Annotated in this window: 19 protein-coding genes; 9 read left to right on the top strand and 10 right to left on the bottom strand. The window is 55.5% G+C overall.

Annotated features, from left to right (window positions below):
- Window positions 1-198: 198 nt before the first annotated feature.
- The 7 genes from M9827_RS20365 (at window position 199) to M9827_RS20335 (ending at window position 7,560) form a co-directional block, all read left to right on the top strand.
- Window positions 199-1,896, top strand: a complete 1,698-nt coding sequence (locus M9827_RS20365; RefSeq protein ID WP_250606843.1) for a sulfatase-like hydrolase/transferase — start codon at window positions 199-201, stop codon at window positions 1,894-1,896.
- A 197-nt stretch (window positions 1,897-2,093) separates the two neighbouring features.
- A complete protein-coding gene (locus M9827_RS20360) occupies window positions 2,094-2,747 on the top strand; it encodes an ABC transporter ATP-binding protein (RefSeq protein ID WP_250606842.1) in 654 nt (217 codons plus the stop codon).
- A complete protein-coding gene (locus M9827_RS20355; protein WP_250606841.1) occupies window positions 2,744-5,215 on the top strand; it encodes an ABC transporter permease in 2,472 nt (823 codons plus the stop codon). Before M9827_RS20360 ends, M9827_RS20355 begins: the two co-directional genes overlap by 4 nt.
- Complete coding sequence (locus M9827_RS20350) at window positions 5,205-6,272, top strand: lipocalin-like domain-containing protein (RefSeq protein WP_250606840.1); 1,068 nt, start codon at window positions 5,205-5,207, stop codon at window positions 6,270-6,272. The genes M9827_RS20355 and M9827_RS20350 overlap by 11 nt, the downstream gene beginning before the upstream one ends.
- 167 nt (window positions 6,273-6,439) lie before the next feature.
- Window positions 6,440-6,682 carry a hypothetical protein gene (locus M9827_RS20345; protein WP_250606839.1) on the top strand — a complete coding sequence of 81 codons (243 nt, stop codon included), beginning with the start codon at window positions 6,440-6,442 and terminating at the stop codon, window positions 6,680-6,682.
- Between the two features lie 10 nt (window positions 6,683-6,692).
- Window positions 6,693-6,890, top strand: coding sequence for a hypothetical protein (locus tag M9827_RS20340; protein ID WP_250606838.1), 198 nt, complete (start codon window positions 6,693-6,695; stop codon window positions 6,888-6,890).
- 85 nt (window positions 6,891-6,975) lie between these two features.
- Entirely contained in the window at window positions 6,976-7,560 is a 585-nt protein-coding gene (locus tag M9827_RS20335) for a hypothetical protein (RefSeq protein ID WP_250606878.1), read from the top strand.
- 329 nt (window positions 7,561-7,889) lie between these two features.
- Here M9827_RS20335 and M9827_RS20330 read toward each other — a convergent pair whose 3' ends face one another.
- Window positions 7,890-8,717 carry a glycosyltransferase family 2 protein gene (locus M9827_RS20330; protein ID WP_250606837.1) on the bottom strand — a complete coding sequence of 276 codons (828 nt, stop codon included), beginning with the start codon at window positions 8,715-8,717 and terminating at the stop codon, window positions 7,890-7,892.
- A 224-nt stretch (window positions 8,718-8,941) separates the two neighbouring features.
- Between M9827_RS20330 and M9827_RS20325 the strand changes: the two genes are divergently transcribed.
- On the top strand, window positions 8,942-9,760 hold the full coding sequence (locus tag M9827_RS20325) for a VanW family protein (protein ID WP_250606836.1): 819 nt from the start codon (window positions 8,942-8,944) through the stop codon (window positions 9,758-9,760).
- Window positions 9,761-9,811: 51 nt separating this feature from the next.
- A complete protein-coding gene (locus M9827_RS20320; protein WP_250606835.1) occupies window positions 9,812-10,786 on the top strand; it encodes a tetratricopeptide repeat protein in 975 nt (324 codons plus the stop codon).
- Window positions 10,787-10,939: 153 nt separating this feature from the next.
- On the opposite strand, the gene M9827_RS20315 is transcribed toward M9827_RS20320, so the two are convergent.
- The 9 genes from M9827_RS20315 to M9827_RS20275 form a co-directional block, all read right to left on the bottom strand.
- Window positions 10,940-11,410, bottom strand: coding sequence for a hypothetical protein (locus tag M9827_RS20315; protein WP_250606834.1), 471 nt, complete (start codon window positions 11,408-11,410; stop codon window positions 10,940-10,942).
- Between the two features lie 159 nt (window positions 11,411-11,569).
- Entirely contained in the window at window positions 11,570-11,866 is a 297-nt protein-coding gene (locus M9827_RS20310) for a hypothetical protein (protein WP_250606833.1), read from the bottom strand.
- Window positions 11,867-12,001: 135 nt separating this feature from the next.
- Window positions 12,002-12,463 (bottom strand): SMI1/KNR4 family protein, encoded by a 462-nt coding sequence (locus M9827_RS20305; protein WP_250606832.1) that lies wholly within the window; start codon window positions 12,461-12,463, stop codon window positions 12,002-12,004.
- A gap of 214 nt (window positions 12,464-12,677) precedes the next feature.
- The gene (locus M9827_RS20300) at window positions 12,678-13,061 is read right to left on the bottom strand and encodes an SMI1/KNR4 family protein (RefSeq protein ID WP_250606831.1); all 384 of its coding nucleotides are present in this window, start codon (window positions 13,059-13,061) and stop codon (window positions 12,678-12,680) included.
- Between the two features lie 309 nt (window positions 13,062-13,370).
- The gene (locus M9827_RS20295; protein WP_250606830.1) at window positions 13,371-13,715 is read right to left on the bottom strand and encodes a hypothetical protein; all 345 of its coding nucleotides are present in this window, start codon (window positions 13,713-13,715) and stop codon (window positions 13,371-13,373) included.
- Window positions 13,712-18,397: an RHS repeat-associated core domain-containing protein gene (locus M9827_RS20290; protein ID WP_250606829.1), complete on the bottom strand. Its 4,686-nt coding sequence runs from the start codon at window positions 18,395-18,397 to the stop codon at window positions 13,712-13,714. The genes M9827_RS20295 and M9827_RS20290 overlap by 4 nt, the downstream gene beginning before the upstream one ends.
- Window positions 18,397-19,134, bottom strand: a complete 738-nt coding sequence (locus M9827_RS20285; RefSeq protein ID WP_250606828.1) for a DUF4123 domain-containing protein — start codon at window positions 19,132-19,134, stop codon at window positions 18,397-18,399. The genes M9827_RS20290 and M9827_RS20285 overlap by 1 nt, the downstream gene beginning before the upstream one ends.
- Window positions 19,124-21,166, bottom strand: coding sequence for a type VI secretion system Vgr family protein (locus M9827_RS20280; protein WP_250606827.1), 2,043 nt, complete (start codon window positions 21,164-21,166; stop codon window positions 19,124-19,126). Before M9827_RS20280 ends, M9827_RS20285 begins: the two co-directional genes overlap by 11 nt.
- Window positions 21,167-21,297: 131 nt before the next feature.
- Window positions 21,298-21,813 carry an Hcp family type VI secretion system effector gene (locus M9827_RS20275; RefSeq protein WP_007949952.1) on the bottom strand — a complete coding sequence of 172 codons (516 nt, stop codon included), beginning with the start codon at window positions 21,811-21,813 and terminating at the stop codon, window positions 21,298-21,300.
- Window positions 21,814-21,950: the final 137 nt, after the last annotated feature.

Genomic DNA, 21,950 nt, shown 5'->3' with positions numbered 1-21,950 from the left:
TCAAAATAAGCGATAAGCGGTCGTAAGCCTCTAATTTAAAGGCTTCTGGCGGCGCAGGTGTGTCAGATTTGAGTCACCGTTTTTTTGACGCTTTATCCAAAAAGCAGTCAATTCTTGCGCTTTGATAGCCGGGTGCTAGTGTCAGGTTCTGACTGACAAACCTTTGACTTCCAGCCGTTTTGCACGACCGGTATCGCCATGTTCAGATATGCGAAAGAATTGCTTTTAATTATTTATTTACTGCTTTATGCCCAATATTACATAGAGCGGTTAAATGCTATCGGCCTCGGTTTTGCTGTACTTCTTTTTGGCGCGATGTTTTTGGCGCTTACTTTAGCGTTATATCTAACAGCGTATATACGGCAGACTCTCATCCGGCATGCATTCGCATTGGTGATGTTCGCCTCTGCGGTGTTTTTCGATGTCTACACCCGGGTCACGGCGGATTACCTGAGCTACAGCAGCTTCGTCTCGCTGGTGTATTCCGGCGGTTTCATCCAGGAAGCGGCGTACCAGTACCGGGACGCCATCCTGCATGGCGTGCTTAGCGGTTTACTGTTGTTGTTCGGCATCGGTCTGAAACCCCGCCATGGCCTGGCGATTCCCAACGCGTTGCGTGTGGCGGCGCCGCTGTGCGGCGTGTTGCTGCTCAGTGCGGTGTTGTTTTTGCGTGCGGGTGAGGGCGCCCGGGGTTTGCCGATCATGTACACGCCGCTGGCCTACCTCAACCTGTTTGCCTACGAAGCGCTGCACAACACCGTCGGCCCGCGTGAACCGGTGACACTGGCGCGCACTTCGCAAGCGGTCGGCCATGACATCGTGCTGATCATCGACGAAAGCATTTCCGGCAACTATCTGGATATCAACGCGCCGTTCGGTGTGCACAGCAACCTCAAGCAGGCGCATGCCGGTGTCGACATCTTCAATTACGGCTACGCCGCGTCCATCGCCAATTGCAGCGCCGACACCAACGTGACCCTGCGCTACGGCGGCACCCGCGCCGACTATATGCGCATCAATACGACGTTGCCGTCGATCTGGCAGTACGCGAAAAAGGCCGGGCTGCGCACGGTATACATCGATGCCCAGCGCACCGCTGGCAATCTACAGAACCTGATGACTGACACCGAGAAGAAGGACATCGACCAGTTCGTGCAATTCGACCAGACCAGCGTGCGCGATCGCGACATGGCAGCAGCGGCGAAGCTGATCGAACTGCTCAACGACGACAAGCCGGAGCTGGTGGTGATCAACAAGGTCGGCGCGCACTTTCCGGTGCATGACAAATACCCGGATGCGTTCATGGCCTACCGCCCGACCCTGCCGCGCGGGCAGTTCACCGAGGTGGCCGATACCGGCGAGCGCAACGGCTTCAATGGTCAGCCGGATGACTGGGTGCTGTACCGCAATGCCTACAAGAACACGCTGTTGTGGAACGTCGGCGAGTTTTTCGCGCGGGTGTTCGCCCAAGGCAATCTGAACAATGCGCTGCTGATCTACACGTCTGATCATGGCCAGGATCTGCACGAACGCGGAAATCCGGGCTTGAACACCCATTGCGGTGGCGATCCGGTGGAGGAGGAAGGGCTGGTGCCGCTGGTGGTGATTCAGGGCAGCGGGTTGAAGACGCTGGACTGGTCTGCGTACCTTGCGGCGAACAAGGATCGCTCCAGCCACTACAACATCTTCCCGACACTGCTGCAGGTGATGGGCTATGACCTGGCGGGGATCGAGGCTGTTTATGGCAAGCCACTGAGTGTCGCGACGGCGGATGAGTTCACCTTCAACTACCGCTTCAATGCGCGGTTGGGGGCCAAGCCTGAGTGGAAGTACATTGATCTGGGCAGTATTGTCACGCCAGCGCAGGCGCCGACGCGTGTGGCGGCCGGTCAATAAGTGTTGGGCTGGTTTACTGGCCTGATCGCTGGCAAGCCAGCTCCCACAGTGTTCTAGAGTGAATTCAATATCGTGAACAACCTCAATTCCTGTGGGAGCTGGCTTGCCAGCGATGAGGCCGTTTACTTCAACGCGAGATTCAAGTCTGTCATCGCCATCCGCTATCCTTGCCCCACACTGACCGATCAGGTGGCGGCATGCTTCGTGTTGAAAACGTCTTCAAAAGCTATCTCACCCCGCAAGGTTCATTGCCGGTGCTGCAAGGCGTCGACCTGACGCTGGAGTCCGGCAGCAGTCTGGCGCTGATGGGCGAATCCGGCAGCGGCAAAAGCACTTTGCTGCACCTGGTGGCCGGCCTCGACAAAGTCGACAGCGGCAGCATTCGCAGCGGCGAGCATCGGCTGGAAAACATGAACGAAGCGCAACTGGCGAACTGGCGGCGGACGGAAATCGGTCTGGTTTTCCAGCAGTTCAACCTGATCGGCAGTTTGCGCGTCGAGGACAACCTGGCGTTTCAGGCACGCCTGGCCGGGCGCCATGAGCCGCGTTGGCAGGCGCATCTGGTGCAGCGTCTGGGCCTGGGTGATTTGCTCAAGCGTTATCCCGAGCAACTTTCCGGTGGCCAGCAGCAGCGGGTCGCCTTGGGCCGGGCATTGGCCTCGCAGCCGAAATTGCTGCTGGCCGACGAACCCACCGGCAGCCTCGACGAAGCGACCAGTGATGAAGTGCTGCGCCTGTTGCTGGAATTGCTTGATGACACCCCGACCACCTTGTTGATGGTCACTCACAGCCCGCGCGTCGCGGCGCGCCTGGCGCAGCGAGTGGTGTTGTCCAGCGGGCGGCTGACGTGAGCGTTTTCCGGCAGACCCTGCATGCGCTGCTCAGCCATTGGCGGCGTCATCCGGTGCAGTTCTTCAGCGTGCTGACCGGCTTGTGGCTGGCCACCAGTCTGCTCACCGGCGTCGAAGCGTTGAACAGTCAGGCGCGTGACAGCTACGCGCGGGCCAGTCAGTTGATCGGCGGCGAACCCCAGGCCAGTCTCAGTACGCCGAACGGTGCGACGTTCGCGCAGCAATGGTTCGTTGATCTGCGCCGACAAGGCTGGCCGGTGTCACCGTTGCTGCAGGGCCGGTTGTTGCTCAAGGACCATGAAGAGCAGCGCTTGCAACTGATGGGCATCGAGCCGGTGTCATTACCGGCCGATTCTGCGGTGGCCGGACAGGCGCTGCCGATTGAGCGTGTCGTCGAGTTCTTCACGCCACCGGGCAGTACGTGGGTTTCACCGGAAACCCTGCAGGCGCTGAACCTGCGTGAAGGCGACACACCGCAAACACTCAACGGCTTAAAACTGCCACCGTTGCTCGCGCAAAAGGACATGGCCCCCGGCGTATTGCTGGTCGACATCGGCGTCGCGCAAACCCTGCTGGAACAACCCGGACAATTGTCGCGGCTATTGCTGCCCAAGGATTTTCACGCCGAGTTGCCCGCCGCGTTCAAAGGTCAGTTGCAGCTCAAAAGCAGTGGCGAGGAAAACAATCTGGCGCGACTGACCGAGAGCTTTCACCTGAATCTCGATGCCTTGGGTTTTTTGTCATTCGTGGTGGGCTTGTTCATCGTCCACGCCGCGATTGGCCTGGCTCTTGAGCAACGGCGCGGACTGCTGCGTACATTGCGCGCTTGCGGGGTCAGCGCGCGGATGTTGATCGTGTGCCTGATCGTTGAACTGGGTGTGCTGGCGCTGATCGGCGGATTGTTCGGTGTGCTCAGCGGCTATTGGCTGGCGAGTGTCTTGCTGCCGGATGTCGCCGCCAGCCTGCGCGGTTTGTATGGCGCGGAAGTGGCGGGGCAGTTGCGCCTCAGTCCCTGGTGGTGGTTCAGCGGCATCGGCTTGAGCCTGCTCGGCGCCTTGCTCGCCGGGTCCAACAGTCTGCTGCGCGCCGCCCGTTTGCCGTTGTTGGCCGTGGCGGATCCGCAAGCCTGGCATCAGCAATACGCGCGCTGGTTGCGCCGGCAGGGTTGGCTGGCAGCGCTGCTGGGTTTGCTGGCCTTGGTGGCGTTGATCTGGGGTGACAGTCTGGCCAGCGGTTTTGTCCTGATGGCCGGGTTGCTCATCGGCGCCGCATTGGCGCTGCCGGTGTTGCTCAGCGCGCTGTTGAATCAGTTGCTCGGGCGCAGTCGTTCGGTGCTGGGGCAATGGTTTCTCGCCGACTGCCGTCAGCAATTGCCGGCACTCAGCCTGGCGCTGATGGCATTGCTTCTGGCGCTCGCCGCCAACATCGGTGCCGGCAGCATGACCGCCGGTTTTCGCCAGACCTTCGATGACTGGCTCGAACAACGCCTGAGCGCCGAGCTGTATATCAACCCGAGCAATCCGGCACAGTCGCGGGAAATGTACAGCTGGCTGAAGCAGCAGCCGAACATCGCGGCGATCCTGCCCAACTGGCAGGTCGCGGTGACGTTGCAGGGCTGGCCGGCGGAGGTGTTCGGCATCATCGATCACGCCCATTATCGTCAGCACTGGCCGCTGCTCGATGCGATTGCCGGCGACCCGTGGGCGCATCTGGCCACGGACGATGCGGTGATGCTCAGCGAGCAAATCGCCCGGCGCCTGAAATTGCACGTGGGTGACCACTTGGCGATTCCGACACCCAACGGCACTTGGTCGCCGCGCATCGTTGGCATCTACGCCGACTACGGCAATCCCAAGGGGCACTTGCTGGTTAGCATCCACCACCTGTTGCGCGGCTGGCCGCAACTGACGCCGAACCGTTTCAATCTGCGCATCGATCCGGCGAACATCCCGACCTTGTTGAACACCTTGCAGGCGCGCTTTCAACTGGATGACAGCCGCATTGTCGATCAGGCGCGGCTCAAGGGCTGGTCGGTGCAGGTCTTTGAACGCACCTTTGCGGCGACGGCGGCGTTGAACAGTCTGACCCTGGCGGTGGCGGGTGTGGCGCTGTTCATCAGCCTGCTGACACAAAGCCAGAGTCGCCTCGGCCAACTCGCACCGCTGTGGGCGTTGGGCGTCACGCGGCGGCAATTGATGCTGCTCAATCTCGGTCAGACCTGGCTGTTGGCGGTGCTGACATTAGTGTTGGCGTTGCCGCTGGGAATCGCATTGGCGTGGTGTCTGGACGCGGTGATCAACGTTCAGGCGTTTGGCTGGCGGTTGCCCTTGCGGGTGTTTCCGTGGCAACTGCTGCAACTGATGGGGCTGGCACTGCTGGCGACGTTACTGGCGTCGGCATGGCCGCTGTATTCGCTGTACCGCACGCAACCGGCGGACCTGTTGAGGACGTTTGCCCATGAGGATTAACCTCGTTTTGCTCACGGTTTTGCTGCTGCTCGGCGGTTGCGATCAATCGGCACCGGAGCAGAAGGGCTTCGCCGGAATGGGCGATCAGGCGTTGGCGTTTACGCCGGTGGTGCCGGGGCGGGTGTTCAGCTTCCCGGCAGATCACGCTGCCCACGCGGGTTTTCGCATCGAGTGGTGGTACGTCACCGCCAATCTTGAGGATCAGCAGGGCAACGAGTTCGGCGTGCAGTGGACGCTGTTCCGCAGCGCGCTGAAACCCGTGGCGGAGCAGGCCGGGTGGGCTGATCAGACAATCTGGCTGGGGCATGCGGCGGTGACTTCCAGCACGGTGCATCACGCCGCCGAACGTTACGCCCGAGGCGGGGTGGGGCAGGCGGGCGTGCGGCTGGCGCCGTTCGAGGCGTGGATTGATGACTGGCGGTTTGCCAGTCAGGCGCAGGATCCCTTGAGCGATATGCAACTCAGCGCTCGCGACAAGGACTTCGCCTATCAATTGCACCTCACCTCCAGTCGTCCATTGGTATTGCAGGGCGACAAGGGCTTCAGCCAGAAATCCGAAGAAGGTCAGGCGTCGTACTACTACAGTCAGCCGTTTTTTCAGGCCAGCGGAACGTTGCAGATCGACGGCCAGACCTACACCGTCAGCGGCCCGGCATGGCTCGACCGCGAATGGAGCAGCCAGCCGCTGACCGCCAATCAAACCGGTTGGGACTGGTTTTCCCTGCACCTGGACAGCGGCGAACACGTGATGCTCTACCGCATGCGCCAGAAGGACGGCGCGCCGTATCTCACTGGCACGTGGATCGCTGCCGACGGTCAGACGCAAACCCTGAGCAGCTCGCAGATCCGGCTCACCCCGCAAACCACGGCCAAGGTCGCCGGCCGGGCGATGCCGGTCAAATGGTCGATCAGCATCCCCGACAAACACCTCGACATCACCCTCGACGCGCTCAATCCCAATGCCTGGATGAACCTGCGCATTCCGTACTGGGAAGGCCCGGTGCACATCAGCGGCAGCCATCCCGGCCAAGGTTATCTGGAAATGACCGGGTACTGAAAAGTACCCACGAATCCCCGTAGGAGCTGCCGAAGGCTGCGATCTTTTGATTTTGCTTTTAAAAAACAAGATCAAAAGATCGCAGCCTTCGGCAGCTCCTGCAAAGGATCGGTTTGAACTTGGGTTGGTGTGCTGTCCTCTACAGAAAAATCTGCCGAGGATTAGCCATGAGCGACGACCTGCAACCCCCGGACATGACCACCTGGCAGCGCCTGTTCGACGACCAGACCTACTGGCAGCAATCCCCCGATGCGCATTACTTCGATCTGCAACGTATTGCCGACGACCTGCTCGGCCAGGGCGCCATCGACCTGGAGCAATGGCAGATCCTGCGCGCCAAAGCCGATGACCTGCACAAGGGTTCACCCGCGATCAACGTCGCCCGTGAACTCGACGACCCCGAAGCCTGAGGAAAACCCCATGAAACCCGTCAGCTCCAGCGAACACCCCGACGAACCCCGTCCAGCGGGCGAGACCGAACGCGATAACGACGCCCTGCGCTCCACCGACCCGAAACAGCGTGAACAGACGGGCAAAGGCACGCCCAGTGGCGAATCCACCGCGCAGGACACCGCCAGGCAACAAACCTCGCCGTCACAAACCAAAGCCAAGCCCTGAACAGCGTCTATGCTCAGTGGCACGCTCGTCGCCGAAGTCGCTTCGGCGTCGGGCGCTGCCATTCATCACAGGGAAAGTATTGATTATGAAGCTCGACGCACTGGCCAAAGTCATCACCCTCGCAACCGTATTGTCCGCCACCAGCTTCGGGGCATTTGCCGCTGATATTCCGCTGTCCGCCACCATCGAAGCGGATCAGGTCACCACAAAAGTGCTCTCCGTCGATGCCGCCAACCATCAGGTCGTGCTTGAAGGCGCCGAAGGTCGTCAGGTCCACGTTCAGCTCAGCGACAAGGCAAAAAACCTCGCAAATCTGAAGGTCGGCGATCTGGTTAAAGTCGAAGTGCAGCGCTCCGTCGCCGCTTACCTCGATACCGATGTGGATAAAGGTCTGCCTGGCACCACCGAACGTACCGGTGAGTTGCGTAAGGCCCCGGGCAGCGATAACCCCGGCGGCGAGGCGTATCGTCAGGTTCAGGTGCAATTGAAAATCACCAAAATTGATTTGAAAACAAATCAGGTGACCCTGCAAAACCCGGCGGGCGTGTCGAAAGTTCTCGACGTGAAAAAGCCTGAAATTCAAGCCAGGCTGAAAGATCTGAAAGAAGGGCAGAGCGTTATTGTCACTTACACCGATATCTTAAAAGTGACCAGTCAACACGAAAGTTGAGCTTTAACTCTACATGCTGACTGCTCTTGTACAGTTTTTGTATGAGAGTAGTCATACTATTAGTGTGGTTTAACCTCATTGAAAGTTTCATGAAAGGAATCGTCGATAAATATCTATTAACGTTTCCGTACATAAATTTCATATTCAAGAATGAGGACATAAGCGCCAGGTTCTATTAAAATCCACCCGTTCGCCCAGTGTCAGGGCTCTTTACCGGTGCATGGATTGCCAGGCCATTACACTGGGCGAACACCTCTTCGGAGTGGATGTATACAATTTCGGCAAACAAAAAGGGCGACTTTATAGTCGCCCTTTTTGTTTGCCGTGAATTAAACCGAGGCGTGCGCTTCAGCTTTCTCTTGCTGCCCTTGAAAGCGCTTCAGCGTGGCCTGATACATTTTTGTCCTGCGGTGATTTTTCCCGTAGGTGCCTGCTGCGGCGACGGTTCCTGACTGGATGTGATCCAGATAACTGAAAATCTTGCGTGGCGACAGGAACTTGATGCCATAGCCCAAACCGCTCATTCGATCTTGCAGCGTATAACCGGGCACGCGGTCATCCATACAGAAGTGCAGGCCATGTGACTTCATCAAACGCGCATTCCACAAAGTGCAAAAACTTTTAAGATGAGTTTCCTTGTACGGCCTTGGCATTTTCGAACGCAGACCAAGACGCACTTTTGCTTTGCGAACATAGTGCTTGCAGAACCGCGAAGTTAAACGCCAGGTGTCACGCACAATCCCGCGATTGAGTTGCTCGACACAACCGACTGCGGCCATGTTCGCGGTTTTCGTGCATTCGCGCATCATCATGGCAAACACTTCTTTGTCATAGACAAAGGTGTCGGTGTGCAACAGAAACAGATAATCGGTGTCGACTTTTTCCAGCGCCAGATCCAGTGCCTTGCCATGCGCAATATGGCCGACTTCCTTGCCCGGGGAAGGGCGCTCGATCAAGTTGATCCAGTCGAGCGAGCGCAAGTAATCAAGACTGGCATCCGCCGAATCGTTATCCACCACCCACACCGGAATGCGTTGTTCCTGGACATGCTCACGCAAGAGCTCAAGGCACATACGGGTGATGTCCGGGGTTTTGTAATTTACCAAGACAAGGCTGAAATTCGACGCTGGCTGGGCTGGTAAATCAAACGCTTTCATGTCGGGAGGACTCATCTGCGATTCAAGGGCGACAGGGTTTCGTGGCTGCGATCGTAGCGAGGCAACCTTAGTCGAACCTTAATTTACGTATGTGACGGTAAATGTGTGCCGAAGAGAGGCTGCTGGTCTTATGAAATGCATGGGGTGCTGCCGGTCATAAGCGGATAAAATGCGCGCCCCTCTCACGATTCAAGGAAGAAACGGCGGACGCCGTTGTGTCACGGATGAAACCACTTTCCCTCTACCACCCGGCCTTGTACTGGCTGCGCGTGTGGCAAAAAAGACTTTTCCGCCAGATCGCCTGGCGCTGTTCCAGCAAACGCTATGCACGCCCCGTCGCCACGGCCGAGCGCCTGCCTTATCGCTACCTCAAACACACCTCGAAACTCATCCGCAAACTCGGCGACTCCGACCTCGCCCTGCAACACAACAAAGTCATCAACCTCAAACTCGCCGTCGCCGCCATCGACGGCGTCATCATCGCCCCCGGCGAACACTTCTCCTTCTGCCGTCTCGTCGGCCGCCCGACTGTGAAGCGCGGCTACGTTGAAGGCATGGAACTGTCCTTCGGCGAGGCACGACGCGGGGTAGGCGGTGGCATTTGCCAACTGAGCAACCTGATTCACTGGATGGCCATTCATTCACCGCTGGTGGTGGTCGAACGCTCCAACCACAGCTTCGACCCGTTTCCGGATGAGGGGCGGGTACTGCCGTTCGGGTCAGGGGCAGCGATTTTCTATAACTACGTTGATCTGGTGCTGCACAACCCGACGGATCGGCACTTTCAACTGAAGTTGAACGTCGGCGAGACGCAACTCGAAGGGGAGTTGTTGTGTGATCGGGTGAGGGAATATCGCTATCACGTGTTTCAAGAGGCGCATCGGTTTGTGCGGGAGGGTGCGCGGGTGTATCGGGAGAATGAGATTTGGCGGGAGGTGCGGGAGAAGGGGCAGGTTGGGGAGTTGGTGGAGAGGGTGAGGTTGTATCGGAATCGGGTGGTGGTTAAGTATGACGTGGACGAGCAGATGTTCGAAGCGAGCTAGTATTTTGCGCAAGGTTTTCGTTGGATTTTTTAAGCTACAAGGAAGTAACAAATGATCAAGCGTTTCAAAACTGTCGGTACGGCAAGCACTGCACTTTTTTCAATGTTCATCGCCTGTAATACGTGGGCACAAGCGCCGCGTGATTACTACGACGGCATGAAGGCAGGGAAGTGTGCGCCAAATTCTGAGCGGCTGCATGAACAAGCGATCGCAGGTGATCTTGACGCACAGACGCAGTTTGGCAAAGCCATTCAAGAGAACCTCTGCGGGGTGGTTGAGCAGTGGTCACCGGGCATGCCGGAAGTGTGGTTTCGCAAAGCTGCAGAGCAAGGTAATGCTGAAGCGCAAGTCGGATTGGCTGAGGAACTTCGTTGGGATCGAAGCGTTGAGGGTGAAGACGCAAGTGTTTACTGGGATTTGAAAGCTGCGGAGCAGGGGAACGCCAAGGCCCAGTTCAGTTTGGCGCAGATTTACCATCGCGGTGGCCGATCGATCAAAAATCTCAAGGACATGGACAAAGCATTAGCGTACTACCACCAATCCGCCGAAGGCGGATATCCCTCAGCCTACATGCTGCTGGCAAGCCTCTATGAGAAGGGTGACGGAGTTACACAGGACGATGTTGTTGCCGCTCAGTGGTATCGCAAACTGGCTGAAACCGGTGACGATTACGGACAGCTTCACCTCGCAGAAATGATCGCCGCTGGACGAGGTGTGGACAAGGATGAAGCTCTGGCATTTTCCTGGTTTGGCAAGTCGGCTGCGCTCGGCAATAAGTACGCGCAGTATGAAATGGCGCAAATGCTTGAACAGGGGCGAGGCACCGTAAAAAACCAACGTGAAGCGGCCAAGCTTTACCGCAAGTCTGCGGATGCAGATTTTGGCAACGCGCAGTTGGCGCTTGGGAAAATGTACGCGCAAGGACGTGGCGGTTTGCCAAAAAGCAAATCCAAGGCCGAGTACTGGATGCTCAAAGCAATTGATCGCGGTGCTCCGGGAGCTAAAGAAGAGCTGCAAAAGCTTTGATTTAAACGGGGAGAACATATTGATTTGAAAGAGGGCGATTATGGGGTCGCCCACTCTTTATACTAGAAAAGGGGACAGATTTATTTTCAGTTTGTAGAAAATAAATCTGTCCCCTTTTTGGTCACCTTTTTACAGTGGGTTCCGTCGAAAGAATTAGAGGCTCTCTATATTGGTTGGGCCGCCGTCATCAATGAGTTTTCTCATGCGGCGATTATAGAGTTCAAGGTCTTGAACATCATTGTTGGCTTCGATTGTTTTTCTCAGAAAGGTCATGATATGTGAAATTTTCTGTTTCTCACTATCAGCAGCGTCGCGTACAAGATCAAATCCATCTTTTGACAAGAAAGGATGTTTATTTCTTAGGTAGTAATAGCAGCCAATGTTTTCAAGCAGGTCGCTGGCGTCATTTTTTGTAAACTCAACCGAGTTTAAGTATACGCTAAATGCATTCCTCAATATTTCGATCGAGCTTTCTAGCGATTTTAAATAGCCGCATAGTCCTTGCCAATTTATGATATGCAACTGGGTTCCCCAGTCGGGGTCTCTTGTGAAATATTGGCCATTACCTCTGAAGTAGTCAGGGAGTTCATTCTTTTTCAAAGCTATTTCAAAGTTGGTTGTCATTGAAGTTGTTCCCAGTCGTCAAATTGGCTTAGAAGCTTGTTCATGTCGGCGCCGTGGTCGATTTTTTCAGAGCCAATAAGAAAAGGGGACAGATTTATTTTCTTCAGTTTGTAGAAAATAAATCTGTCCCCTTTTTTCCGTTTTCCGAACTCGAGTTAGTCAAAATAATATTGTATCTACGTTGCCAATGTGTGCTGTTAATTTTTCACGGAAATCCGTTTCGCTGGTGAAGCTAGTGTTGTCAATCATGTTGAGGAACCAAGTCACATCTAGATCTGTGAATATTTCAAGCCATTCTGGTCTTTTAGCTTTCGATTCAGGCATGTCGTTCGCGGCAAAGCCGTTGCCTTTGCCTTCGGATAAATAAAAATAGTTATCTGCGAAGGAATAGCCTATAACCTTTGGCCAGTTTGAGCTATGCAGGAGGTTTGGCTCCATATCTTTATTAGCAATCACATAAAAAGTTCTCATTTTTTTTCGGAAGTACGTCGAATGAAGAAAAGAGACAGATTTATTTTCAGTGGGTAGAAAATAAATCTGTCTCTTTTTAGTCCATTTTTTGTATTCCCCCCCTTCTTTCACGGTTGAAAGTTAAGTTCTGAGTTTGACGTATTCCTCAAAGAATGAATAGAAGTTTTCCGCTATTTTCTTAGACGGTTTGCGCTTAAATAGATCGTAGCTAATGACCTGTCCATTTCCCGTGGGACCGCAATCAATTGCCCAGCAAACTTCGTCGTCTTTTAAATAAATGACGGCAAAGTGACTAGGTAGCTCAAACTCCGAACGGCAGTACATGGTGCTGTAATTTACAGTTCCGCCATTATCTAGAGTTGCATCATTGTTTTCAACTCCGCATATTTCTGAGTCTGCTGCACCACCACCACCACCGCATACACTCAAGAAGTCAACGAAATCTTCAGGTAGCTTTATGCCTAGAATATTCTCGAGTTTTTTAACTTGCTCGGCAGTGGCGCGGCCGAGCCAAAATGTTTCTTCGTCGGAGTTATCGAGTTTCGTTATCAAGTCTTGGTATTTATGCAAGGTTCTGCTCACTCAAAGTCTTTGGCTCGTTCTTTTCAATATGCTTTCCTAAATTTGAGAAAAGGAGGCGGATTTATTTTTAGTTTGTAGAAAATAAATCTGTCCCTTTTGTCTAACCATCATGCTTTGTAATCATGATCAGTAGAGGACTGAAGAATCCTCCATTGAGGATAAACTACCTCCGATAGGTGACACGATCCTAAGCTGACTATTTTTGCGCGTTGTTTTACTCAGTCCACAAATTAACAAAATCATCAAAATTGTTAGCGGCGAAGTCGGTTTTACTTGAGTTTTGATCAAATATTTCAACAGCAACCGAGGGTGTGTTGAAATTTAGGCAAATCAGATAACCACCCGCATCCCTTGCTATAGGGATCATTTGTTTGGGAAGCCCTGAGGGGGTTCCCGCCCCTGAGTACCATGAGATGGTATACGGGGCCACATCAGGCGAGAAAGAAAAGAATTCGCTTATGCAAGTCACTTCGTTGCCATATGGAACTGAAGATATCTCTGGAGATGCCTCATCGGAATATGTGACCAAGTCCAAATATGACTTTGGAAAACTTACGCTAAGTAGTTTTTCCACTTGGAAAATCGTATTGGTATCCACGGAGGATCCCTGTTCAATCCCAAAAGAACTCCAGTCAAATTTTATATCAGGCCTCCATAGCGAAAAGGGGATAGATTTGTTTCAATTACTTTTGGATCATGTGTGGACAATACATCTGCCCCATTTATAGCTGCGCGACTTTAACTTTAATGTTTCTGACTCTTTGATCAAGCTGCGCCGACGGCGTCTTAATACCAGGGCTTAAACGGTTTATGGATAAGAAGTGGGGAAAATTTATTTTTAGCGTGTAGAAAATAAATCTGTCCCCTTTTTTGGTCCTTTTTTCGTCCTTTTGCTTCTATCTGTACTTCATGTATCGATCATGAATGATTCAATCTGCTTAATGAATTCAATCTTGCTTTTAGTTCTGAATTCGCCAAGAAAAACTTCGGAGTTTTTAACAGGCTTTCCTTTTTGATCATATTCGATTTTTAGGAAATCAATTACAAACTCTCCGTCTGGGTCTCCCTCTGGTTCTACTCTAGAATCGAAGCAGTGCCCACTACTACGCCTTACGCCCCCTAATAGTACTGAACAGGTGAACCAGTCGTTAGTTTCCGGGGTTAACTCAACCTCGAAAAAGTTGTTGATTGTTATTGTCCAGCCGCTTGGCACTCGAATTGGTTGAAGTTCGTACTTTAGTTTGGGTCTCATTTTACATTGCCCATATATTTTTTAACTTGTTCGGGTGAGGCTGGAAAACTGTGTATGACAGGTTCGCCAGCTTTTGAAAGTTCAATCCTAACCCAATTTGTTAGCTCTCCATTGTTGTAGCCAACGGGGGTCTCTGATCTATAAAACATATATCTTGAACCTCCATGATCAAACACGTTTCCATCGCGTACCGCCGAGTAGGCTGCTTGCTTCTCAAATCCGCTGACGTTATTCGCGATATCCGGTAAATAGGAGGCTTCTGGTTTTCCATCGCGACTCCCTTGACCTAGGCTGAGCGATCTCGCTTGTTCCGCTGATTGTGCATTTGTGTGCTTTGTTGCATGCCTGCCTTCTGGACGTTTTGCATCATAGACATCTGTTCTTAAGTCTTTACGTGTTTGGTAATCGCTTGTGTCAACCTTTTTGGGGCAGTGAGTGCTATTTAGCCCCAGAGGATCCACCCACCCCGTAGGGTTAGGCACGTACTGGTAGCTATTCAATCCACCCGCAAGCTTGATTGGGTCAGGTGTCAGAAACCGTCCATTGCTAGGATTGTAGTAGCGGTGCCGGTTGTAATGTAACCCCGTTTCGGCATCGAAATACTGACCCTGGAACCGCAACGGGTTATCGATCTCGCTGACGTCCAGCGCGGCGAGATTACCGTAGGCTCGGTACTTCGCCGACCACATGATTTCACCGCTGTAGTCGGTGAGCTCCTGCGGTGTGCCGAGGTGGTCGAGTTGATAGTAAAACGGCGTAGCCTTGCGCGGGCCTTCGCCATCGAGCATCGCCAGTGGACGGAAGCTGCCCGGTTCGTAGATGTAGCTGCGGTAACGGTTCTCGGCGCTTTCGGCAATCAGGCGTTCGCCTTGCCACAGGAATTCGGTGATGTGGCCATCGACGGTTTTTTCTATACGTCGACCGAAGGCATCGTACTTGTAGGTTGCAGTGCTGCCACCCGGCAGGCTAACGCCGATCAAGCGGTGCTGGCAGTCGTAACGATACTCGGTGACGAGTTTCTGTCCTGTGCCACGGCGTTCGCGACTCAGGTTGCCGTACGCGTCGTACTCGTAGTGACGATCACCCTGCATCAGCAGGCGGTTGCCTTTGACGTTGGCGAGGTTTGCTGTGCCTTCATTGCTTTGGCCCAGCAGGTTGCCCGCCGGGTCATGGGCGAAGCTTTCCGGAGTAGCACCGCGCACGCTGATGAGTCGATCGAGCGGGTCGTAGTGGTAGCTGCGATTGCCTTTGCGGCTGTCATCAATGCCTGCGAGGTTGCCGTTGGCATCGTAATTATAACGACGCTGGAACAGGTTCTTGTCTCGCTGGCCAACAGTGTGGGCTTGCAGGCGGCCTTGTTCGTCGTACTGGTATTGGCTGAGCAGCAAACCTTGCTGACGTTTTTGTTCGCGCCCAGCACTGAACTGGTGAGAGGTCAGGCGCGAGCCATTGAGGTCGATGTTGCTGAGTTGCCCGCCGGGTTGGTGACGGTAATCGAGTTTGCTGCCGTCAGGGAGGCGGCAGTGTTTGAGCTGGCCGACGCTGTCGTACTCATAGCGCAGGGTGCCCCAACCTTGGTGTTCTTCGATGAGGCGGTCTTGCAGGTCGTATTTGTAGGCGAGCGGCCAGTGGCCGTCATCGACGTTTACGAGGCGACCGAGGGCGTCGTAGCTGTAGTGGATTTCTTCGCCATCGGCCAGGGTTTTCACCAGCAGCCGGCCAGCAGCATCGCGCTGATACTCAGTGACCAGTTCGCTGCCATCGTCGCCGAACTCGGTTTTCTTCAGCAGTTGCCCGTTGAGGTCATACTCGTAAGCCGTGCGACGACCGTCGAAGCCTGTTTCCTGCTGGATCAGGCCGTTTGCGTAGTAGTCGAGGTGGTATTGCTCGCCGCGCTCGTTTTCGATTTCAGTCAGCAGCAGACGAGAGTTGTCATAGCGATAGCGAAGTTGGCTGCCGTCCGGATTGATGCGGCGGCTGACCAGATGCAGGTTGTCGGCGTATTCGTACCGAGTGATGCGGCCGAGTTCATCGCGTTCAGCGGTGACATTACCGTAAGCGTTATAGGTAAACGCACGGGTAGCGCCGCCCGGCAGTGTGACTTGGGCGAGACGATTAGCGGCGTCCCACTGGTATTGGGTAACGGCGCCGGACTCTTCCTGGCGGGTGATCTGCCGACCCAAAGCATCGTAGCGATACTTGCGCTGGCCGCCATCGGGCAGGCGCTCTTCCAGCAACTGGCCGAGGTTGTTCCAGCCGAGTTGATGACGGCTGCCGTCCGGGTGGCGAATCTCTAGCAGACGCCCTTGGCCGTCGTAGCTGTATAGCGTGGTATTGCCGTCCGGATCGATTTGCTGGGTGATATCGCCCTGACGGTTGCGTTGGTACTTCCAACTCGCTTTGCCGCGATGAACATCGCTGACGAAACCGTTGACGTATTCGTAGGTGGTGGCTTCGTCTTCCGGCGGGATGACGGCAGTCATCAAGCCGTTGTCGTCGTAGCGGTACTCGGTGACGGCGCCCAACGGGTCTTTTTCCGCAATCAATCGGCCTTTGTCGTTGTAGGCCTTGAGATGCTCGGCACCGTCCGGGTCGATCTTGCTGATCAGTCGTGCCTGATCATCGTGGGTGTACACCTCTTCGCTGCCGTCGGCATTGGTGACGGTCACGCTGCCTTTGTCATCCCAGGCGTAGTGCGCTTCCATCTGCGAGAAGTTGGCCCAGTGATGAGTGCAACGAGACAGTTTGCCTTCGTTCTCCCACTCCCAGTAGAACGCAGCGCCGCCCGCCAGTTGCCGCTCGAGAATGACCTGCTGTTCGTTGTAGCGATAATGTTCGGCTTCGCCGGCTGCGTTCTTTGCTTCGATCAGACGATGCTGGGCGTCGTAGGTGTAGGTGACCAGCGTCTGGACCGTATTCCAGGCGTCCTCCAGATTGTCCGCGGGCAGGAACTGCTGATAGTCGACCGCGATAATGTGTTTGCGGTCGTAACGTAGAAGCAATGCGCGACCGGCGCCGTTGTCGAGGCGTTTGATACGACCATGGATATCGCGTGTGACGTGCAGTCGATTGCCATAGCTGTCGCTAATGGCAATCAGGGTGGCGCCTTTGCTGTTAAAGCGGAAGTGGTAGAACGATGGACGCTTGCCGGCTTGGGCGAGAATCAGTTCCGATGGATCGTCACCGAGGAAAATGGCGGCTTTTGAAAGGCTATTGGTGATGGCTGGACGTTGCTCACTTGGCACAGGGAAAGGCGTTGCGCGGTTTTCGTGGTCGGTCCAGATGACTTCATCGCCATTGATTTCGATGCGATGAGCCAAGGCATGGCTCCAGCCATAACCCAAGCCGCAGTCGATTTCCACCGCGCTGGTTCTGTAGAGACGTGTCCATTCAAAGGGCAACAGGCCGTCGAGTTGACCATCGGTCAGCGTCAAAAGTTCTTCACCGGTCACCATTGAAACCGGGCAACCGTTAGTGCAAGTATCGGCGGCGGGCTCTGCACTTTTGTCGGCAGGTGTCTTCGCCTGTTTGGAAGCGTCGTCAGCTATTTTGCCTTCAGCGAGTTTGGCGTTTTTCTTCCCATCAAAACGCAACTCGGAAATACCGTTTCTAACTTTGGCCGTCACACCACGCGCCGCAACAGCGGTGTATTTCGCGACGTATTCCATAAAGCCATTGATGATCTTGAACAGCGACTTTACAAAGCCGATGACGGCGTTGAGGACAAGCTCACCGTACTTCTTCAGACGGGCGGCGAGGTAGATAACCCCGGTACCTTCAGCCGCGATGGTCAATACCACACCAATCACGATATCGATGGCGATACCAACGACCATTGCCGTGGTGGTTTTCGCTATGTCGCCCGCCATCTTCATCGGCGGCAAGCCCGCCAGCCAGATCACGGCGCTGCGTACCAACAGGAACAAAGCAGCTTCGTCACTGGCCAGCAACATGGCCTTTTTCATGACGTCCGGCGAGCTTTTGGCAACTTTGATCAGTTCATCCGCACCGGCGCCAAGATCTTTCGCAAATTTGCCCGGATCCTGCAGGATGTCGAGCACCTGATTGATGCCATCCCACACACCCTTGATGGCCTCCCAGCCACCTTCAAGAATGCCGGTGCCAATCGCCATTGCAGTGCCCGAGGTGGAAAGGTTCGACCATTGCGGTTTGAAACCTGCCCACTCCTTACGCAGAAAACCTTCCAGGTCAGCTGTCACGCCGCTGTAGGAGCTGAACAGCGCATCGATCTGCGCCGGCGTCACTTCGTTATGAACGCGGATCTCGTAGAACTTGCCCGGGACGCCACCGGTCCAGGCGGCTTTGCCTTGTGCGTCGAGTTTGACCTTGCTGACGGCACCACCTTCCACAGCGACGATTTCGACTTCGATATCGCCTACCGGAATGTCGTACACCGACTCGAATTTACTCTCGATCAGCAACGGTCCCTTGAGCGGGCACTGAGCCACGTTCGAAGTGAAATTACCGTCGGTCATGCTCACCGCTTTGCTGGTGTCGCCAACTTTGATCACTCGCTCCATACCCAGCAAGGAGGGCAGATCAGCGGCTCGACTGGCCTTGTCGGCAGCCCTTGCATACCAGGTTTTGGTTTGTTCCCGATACAGCTTCAGACTGTCCTTGAAGGTGTTCAGTTGGTTGTCAACAAAGGCAACGCGATCCATCAGCCTTGCTCCAGAATCAGGTGATTTAACAGTGCTTCTTTAAGGTTTTTCGGTGCGTCCGGACGGCGCACGAAACGGCTGATCTTCAGCTTCAGGTTGTTCTCGGGCCAAGCGGTATAAATGTCTGGTCGGTCTTCTTCCAGCCACTGCATCAAGTTACTGATCAGCGTCGTCGGGTTTTCCTTGGCTAAGCCATCCAGTAACGGCTTCGGCACCTCCCACCACGGCCAATCCTTCACCTTCGGCACAACCCGCGTCCCAACCTCCAGCGACTGCCCATTAATCAGATACCGCTCAAACATCGGCATCACTTCCCCAGCCTTCTCCCCAAGCCCATGCAGAATCGGGTAGATATGCCGCCCATCCCAGAACCGGAAAAACACCTCGGTCCCGTCCGGCATCTTCACCTGCGTCAGACTGCGCAGGTGCTCGAACACGTCGTTCGGCTCCGAGCGCGACACCGCCAGCCAGCCCCAATCGAGTGCGTCGGTTTCGGCGATCCATGGCAGGAATGCCGAGTTGGCTTTGAGTTCGGTGACGTAGGGCATCACCGGTTGCCAGGTGGAGTAGGGCGTGCCGCCCCAGATCGGGATGAGCTGGGCGGTGGGTTCGGTGAGGTACAGGTTTTTCAGCGCGTCGGAATCACTCGCCGCGCTAATGACCAGATACAAGCGCTCGTCAGTCTGCAACGGCTGTTGCGCCAGCCAATCCTTGGGCGTAATTCGATCAGATGGCACAGGCACCTGCCTTGCATTTTTCGCATTCTTCGCAGAATGGCGCGTTACGTTTGAGGGTGTTGATCTGGGCCGGGGTGAGGACCTGGCCGGCCTTGTCGGCGTCGGCCTGTTTCAGTATGCCGGGCATCAGCGGGGCGGCGCCCGTGCCACTCCCCGGACTACCCCCCGAGTTCATATTGATCACCGGCCCACTCATCGTCACGCCACCAGCATCAATCTTGATGAAGCTGCCGCCGCCGATCAGGGTCAGCTCGGCGCCTGCTTCCATCACCACTTTCATGCCGCTGCTGAGGTGAATTTCCTGGCTGGCGTCGATGAACTGGCCGGTGCCGATCTTGATGTGTTGGTTCACACCGACGGTGAGGTGGTCGTTGGCGCGGGTTTCGACTTTGCGGTCGGCGTAGACGGTGTGGTGTTCTTCGGCTTTGAATTCGCTGTAGCTGTTCTTTTCGACGGTGTCGTGGCGTTCGTTGCCGACGCGGATTTTCTGGTCGTGCTCGACGTTTTCGTCCCAGTCGCGCTGGGCGTGCAGGTAGATCTGCTCCTGACCCTTTTTGTCTTCGATGCGCAGTTCGTTGTAGCCGCCACCGCCCATGGAGCTGAGGGTTTTGAAGGTGCTGCGGGTCTTGTTTGCCGGCAGTGGATAGGGAACGGTGTTTTCCTTGTGGTACAGGCAGCCGCTGATCAGCGGTTGATCGGGGTCGCCTTCAAGGAAGGTGACCAGCACTTCCATGCCGATGCGCGGGATGGCGATGCCGCCGTACTGAGCGCCAGCCCAGGCGCTGGAGACGCGTAGCCAGCAGCTGGTCTTGTCGTCGGCCTGGCCTTCGCGGTCCCAGTGGAACTGGACTTTGACGCGGCCGTACTGGTCGCAGTGGATCTCTTCGCCTTTGGGGCCGGTGACCACGGCGCTCTGGCTGCCGAGGATGCGCGGTTTCGGGTGGCGCAGAGGCGGGCGGTTCGGCACGTCCCACGGGGTGGCCTGAAAGCGGTTGCGGTAGCCCTGGTGGAAATCGTCTTTCAGTGCGGTGGTGTCACTGGTCACCGACTCTTCCAGCACTTGCGGCTGCTTGCCTTCGTGCAGAACTTCGGTGAGCAGCCAGAGGTCGTTCCACTTGGCTTTAGGGTGCGCGGTCAGTGCGAGGAAGTGGCCGCTGACCAGCAGCGGCTGATCACTTTTGCCTTCGGCGAGCTGGAAGTCGCTGCGATGGCGTTCGAGGGCGCGTTTGGCCAGGTGCTTGCCGCGCTCGCGGTCGATGAAACGACCCGGATAATCGTAGTCTTCAAGGTCGGGCAGGGCGTCGCCGCGCTGTTCGCTTTCGAGGGTGATGCGCGGTTTTTCGAAATCGTAATCGCGGCGGGTGGTGCGGCTGGTGCGGGTTTCCAGGCGCAGGTCGAAGCGCTTGATCACCGGGTCGCTGGCGACCATGCCGGAGTCTTGCTGATAGGCCACAGGCTTGAGTTTCGGGAATACCGTCTGGTCATCGCCGAACACCAGTTTGTGCGCCGTCGCCGTGTGTTCGAAGTGGTAGTGAATACCTTCTTCCTCGCACAGGCGCTGGATGAAATGCAGGTCCGATTCATCGTATTGCACGCAGTAGATGCGCTCGGGATAGATCGAACCGGTCTTGAATTCGTAGGCGTTGCTTTGGATGCCGTGCTCTTCAAGGACCATGCCGATGATTTTCGGCACCGTGAGGTTCTGGAAGATGCGTTGATTGACGCGATGCGCCAGGTACGCCAGTTGTGGGCGCAGGGTCACTGAATAACGGGTCAGGCGTTTGCCCGAGTCACCTTGCGCGGCGCGATAGATCTGGCCGTGGATGCCGCTGCCGTCGGGCGACAGTTGCAGGAAGGCCGGTTTGTGCAGCAGGGTTTCGAGGTCCAGCGACGGCTGCTCACTGACCAGCTCCACCTCGAAGACAAAAGGCTGGCTGATGGCTTCCCGGCCGGTCAGGGTGAATACCTGAAAATCGGCGGATAGCCCTTCGATGGTCAGGGCAAAGTGGGTTTCATTGGCCGGCGCGAACATCCCTTGTTCCTCGTGCTGTACAGCGGCGTTCGTCGACGACCGCAAAGCGGCTCAACGTACGCGAAATTCTGGAGGGGCGTAAACAACATCGACCAGCAGAGCTGGCCGATGCTTGTAACGATCAGCCGTAATTAAACGACTGGAGCACGCCAGTCATCGGAACCCGAAGTACCGGATACTTCGTGGGTCCAGGTGATTTTGCGGTAGGTGAACTGCACTTCTTCCAGGTGGGTGAAATGCGCGTTGCCTGGATCCTGGCAGTTGTGCATTTTGTTGTTGATGGCGACGATGATCGCGTCTTCCAGTTTGGTGGTGTAGTAGTGCTCTTGAGTACCTTGAGCAGAAGTGCGGTACCACTGGATAACGATTTCGCTCATACGCTCGCCGGAGGTCAGAGCCGCTTGCAGCAGAGGCGAAGCCTTGTCGTAGACCTTGGTGATCACAACTGGCTTGTGAACGCGCTGACCGGTTGGCTGACCGGATTGTGGGTCACGCGGGATGATCACGTCGTGGGTGAAAGCCTGAACCATAACCTGGTCTTCGTGGCCTTCCTGGTAGGTGTTGCCTACGGAGTCAGCGGTGAAAGCGCCTGCAGTGATCAGGCCTTGTTTTTCGCCGGTAACCGACATGTACGCTGGTGTTGCCATGGGGTGCTCTCCTTGCGGAATAATTTAAGGTGCCCGGGAGGCGAAATCGCCCGGTGGGTGCCTGACTGTTATCAAGGAGCGTGCCAACAATTATGCCGGCCATGCGGGCCGGGGTGTTTGTCTGATTTTTCAGCTGC

Origin of the sequence: Pseudomonas sp. AKS31, assembly GCF_023634765.1 — a bacterium.
GTDB lineage: Bacteria > Pseudomonadota > Gammaproteobacteria > Pseudomonadales > Pseudomonadaceae > Aquipseudomonas.
The sequence above is the reverse complement of the archived record's forward strand: the minus strand, read 5'-3'. Positions and strand labels throughout refer to the sequence as shown.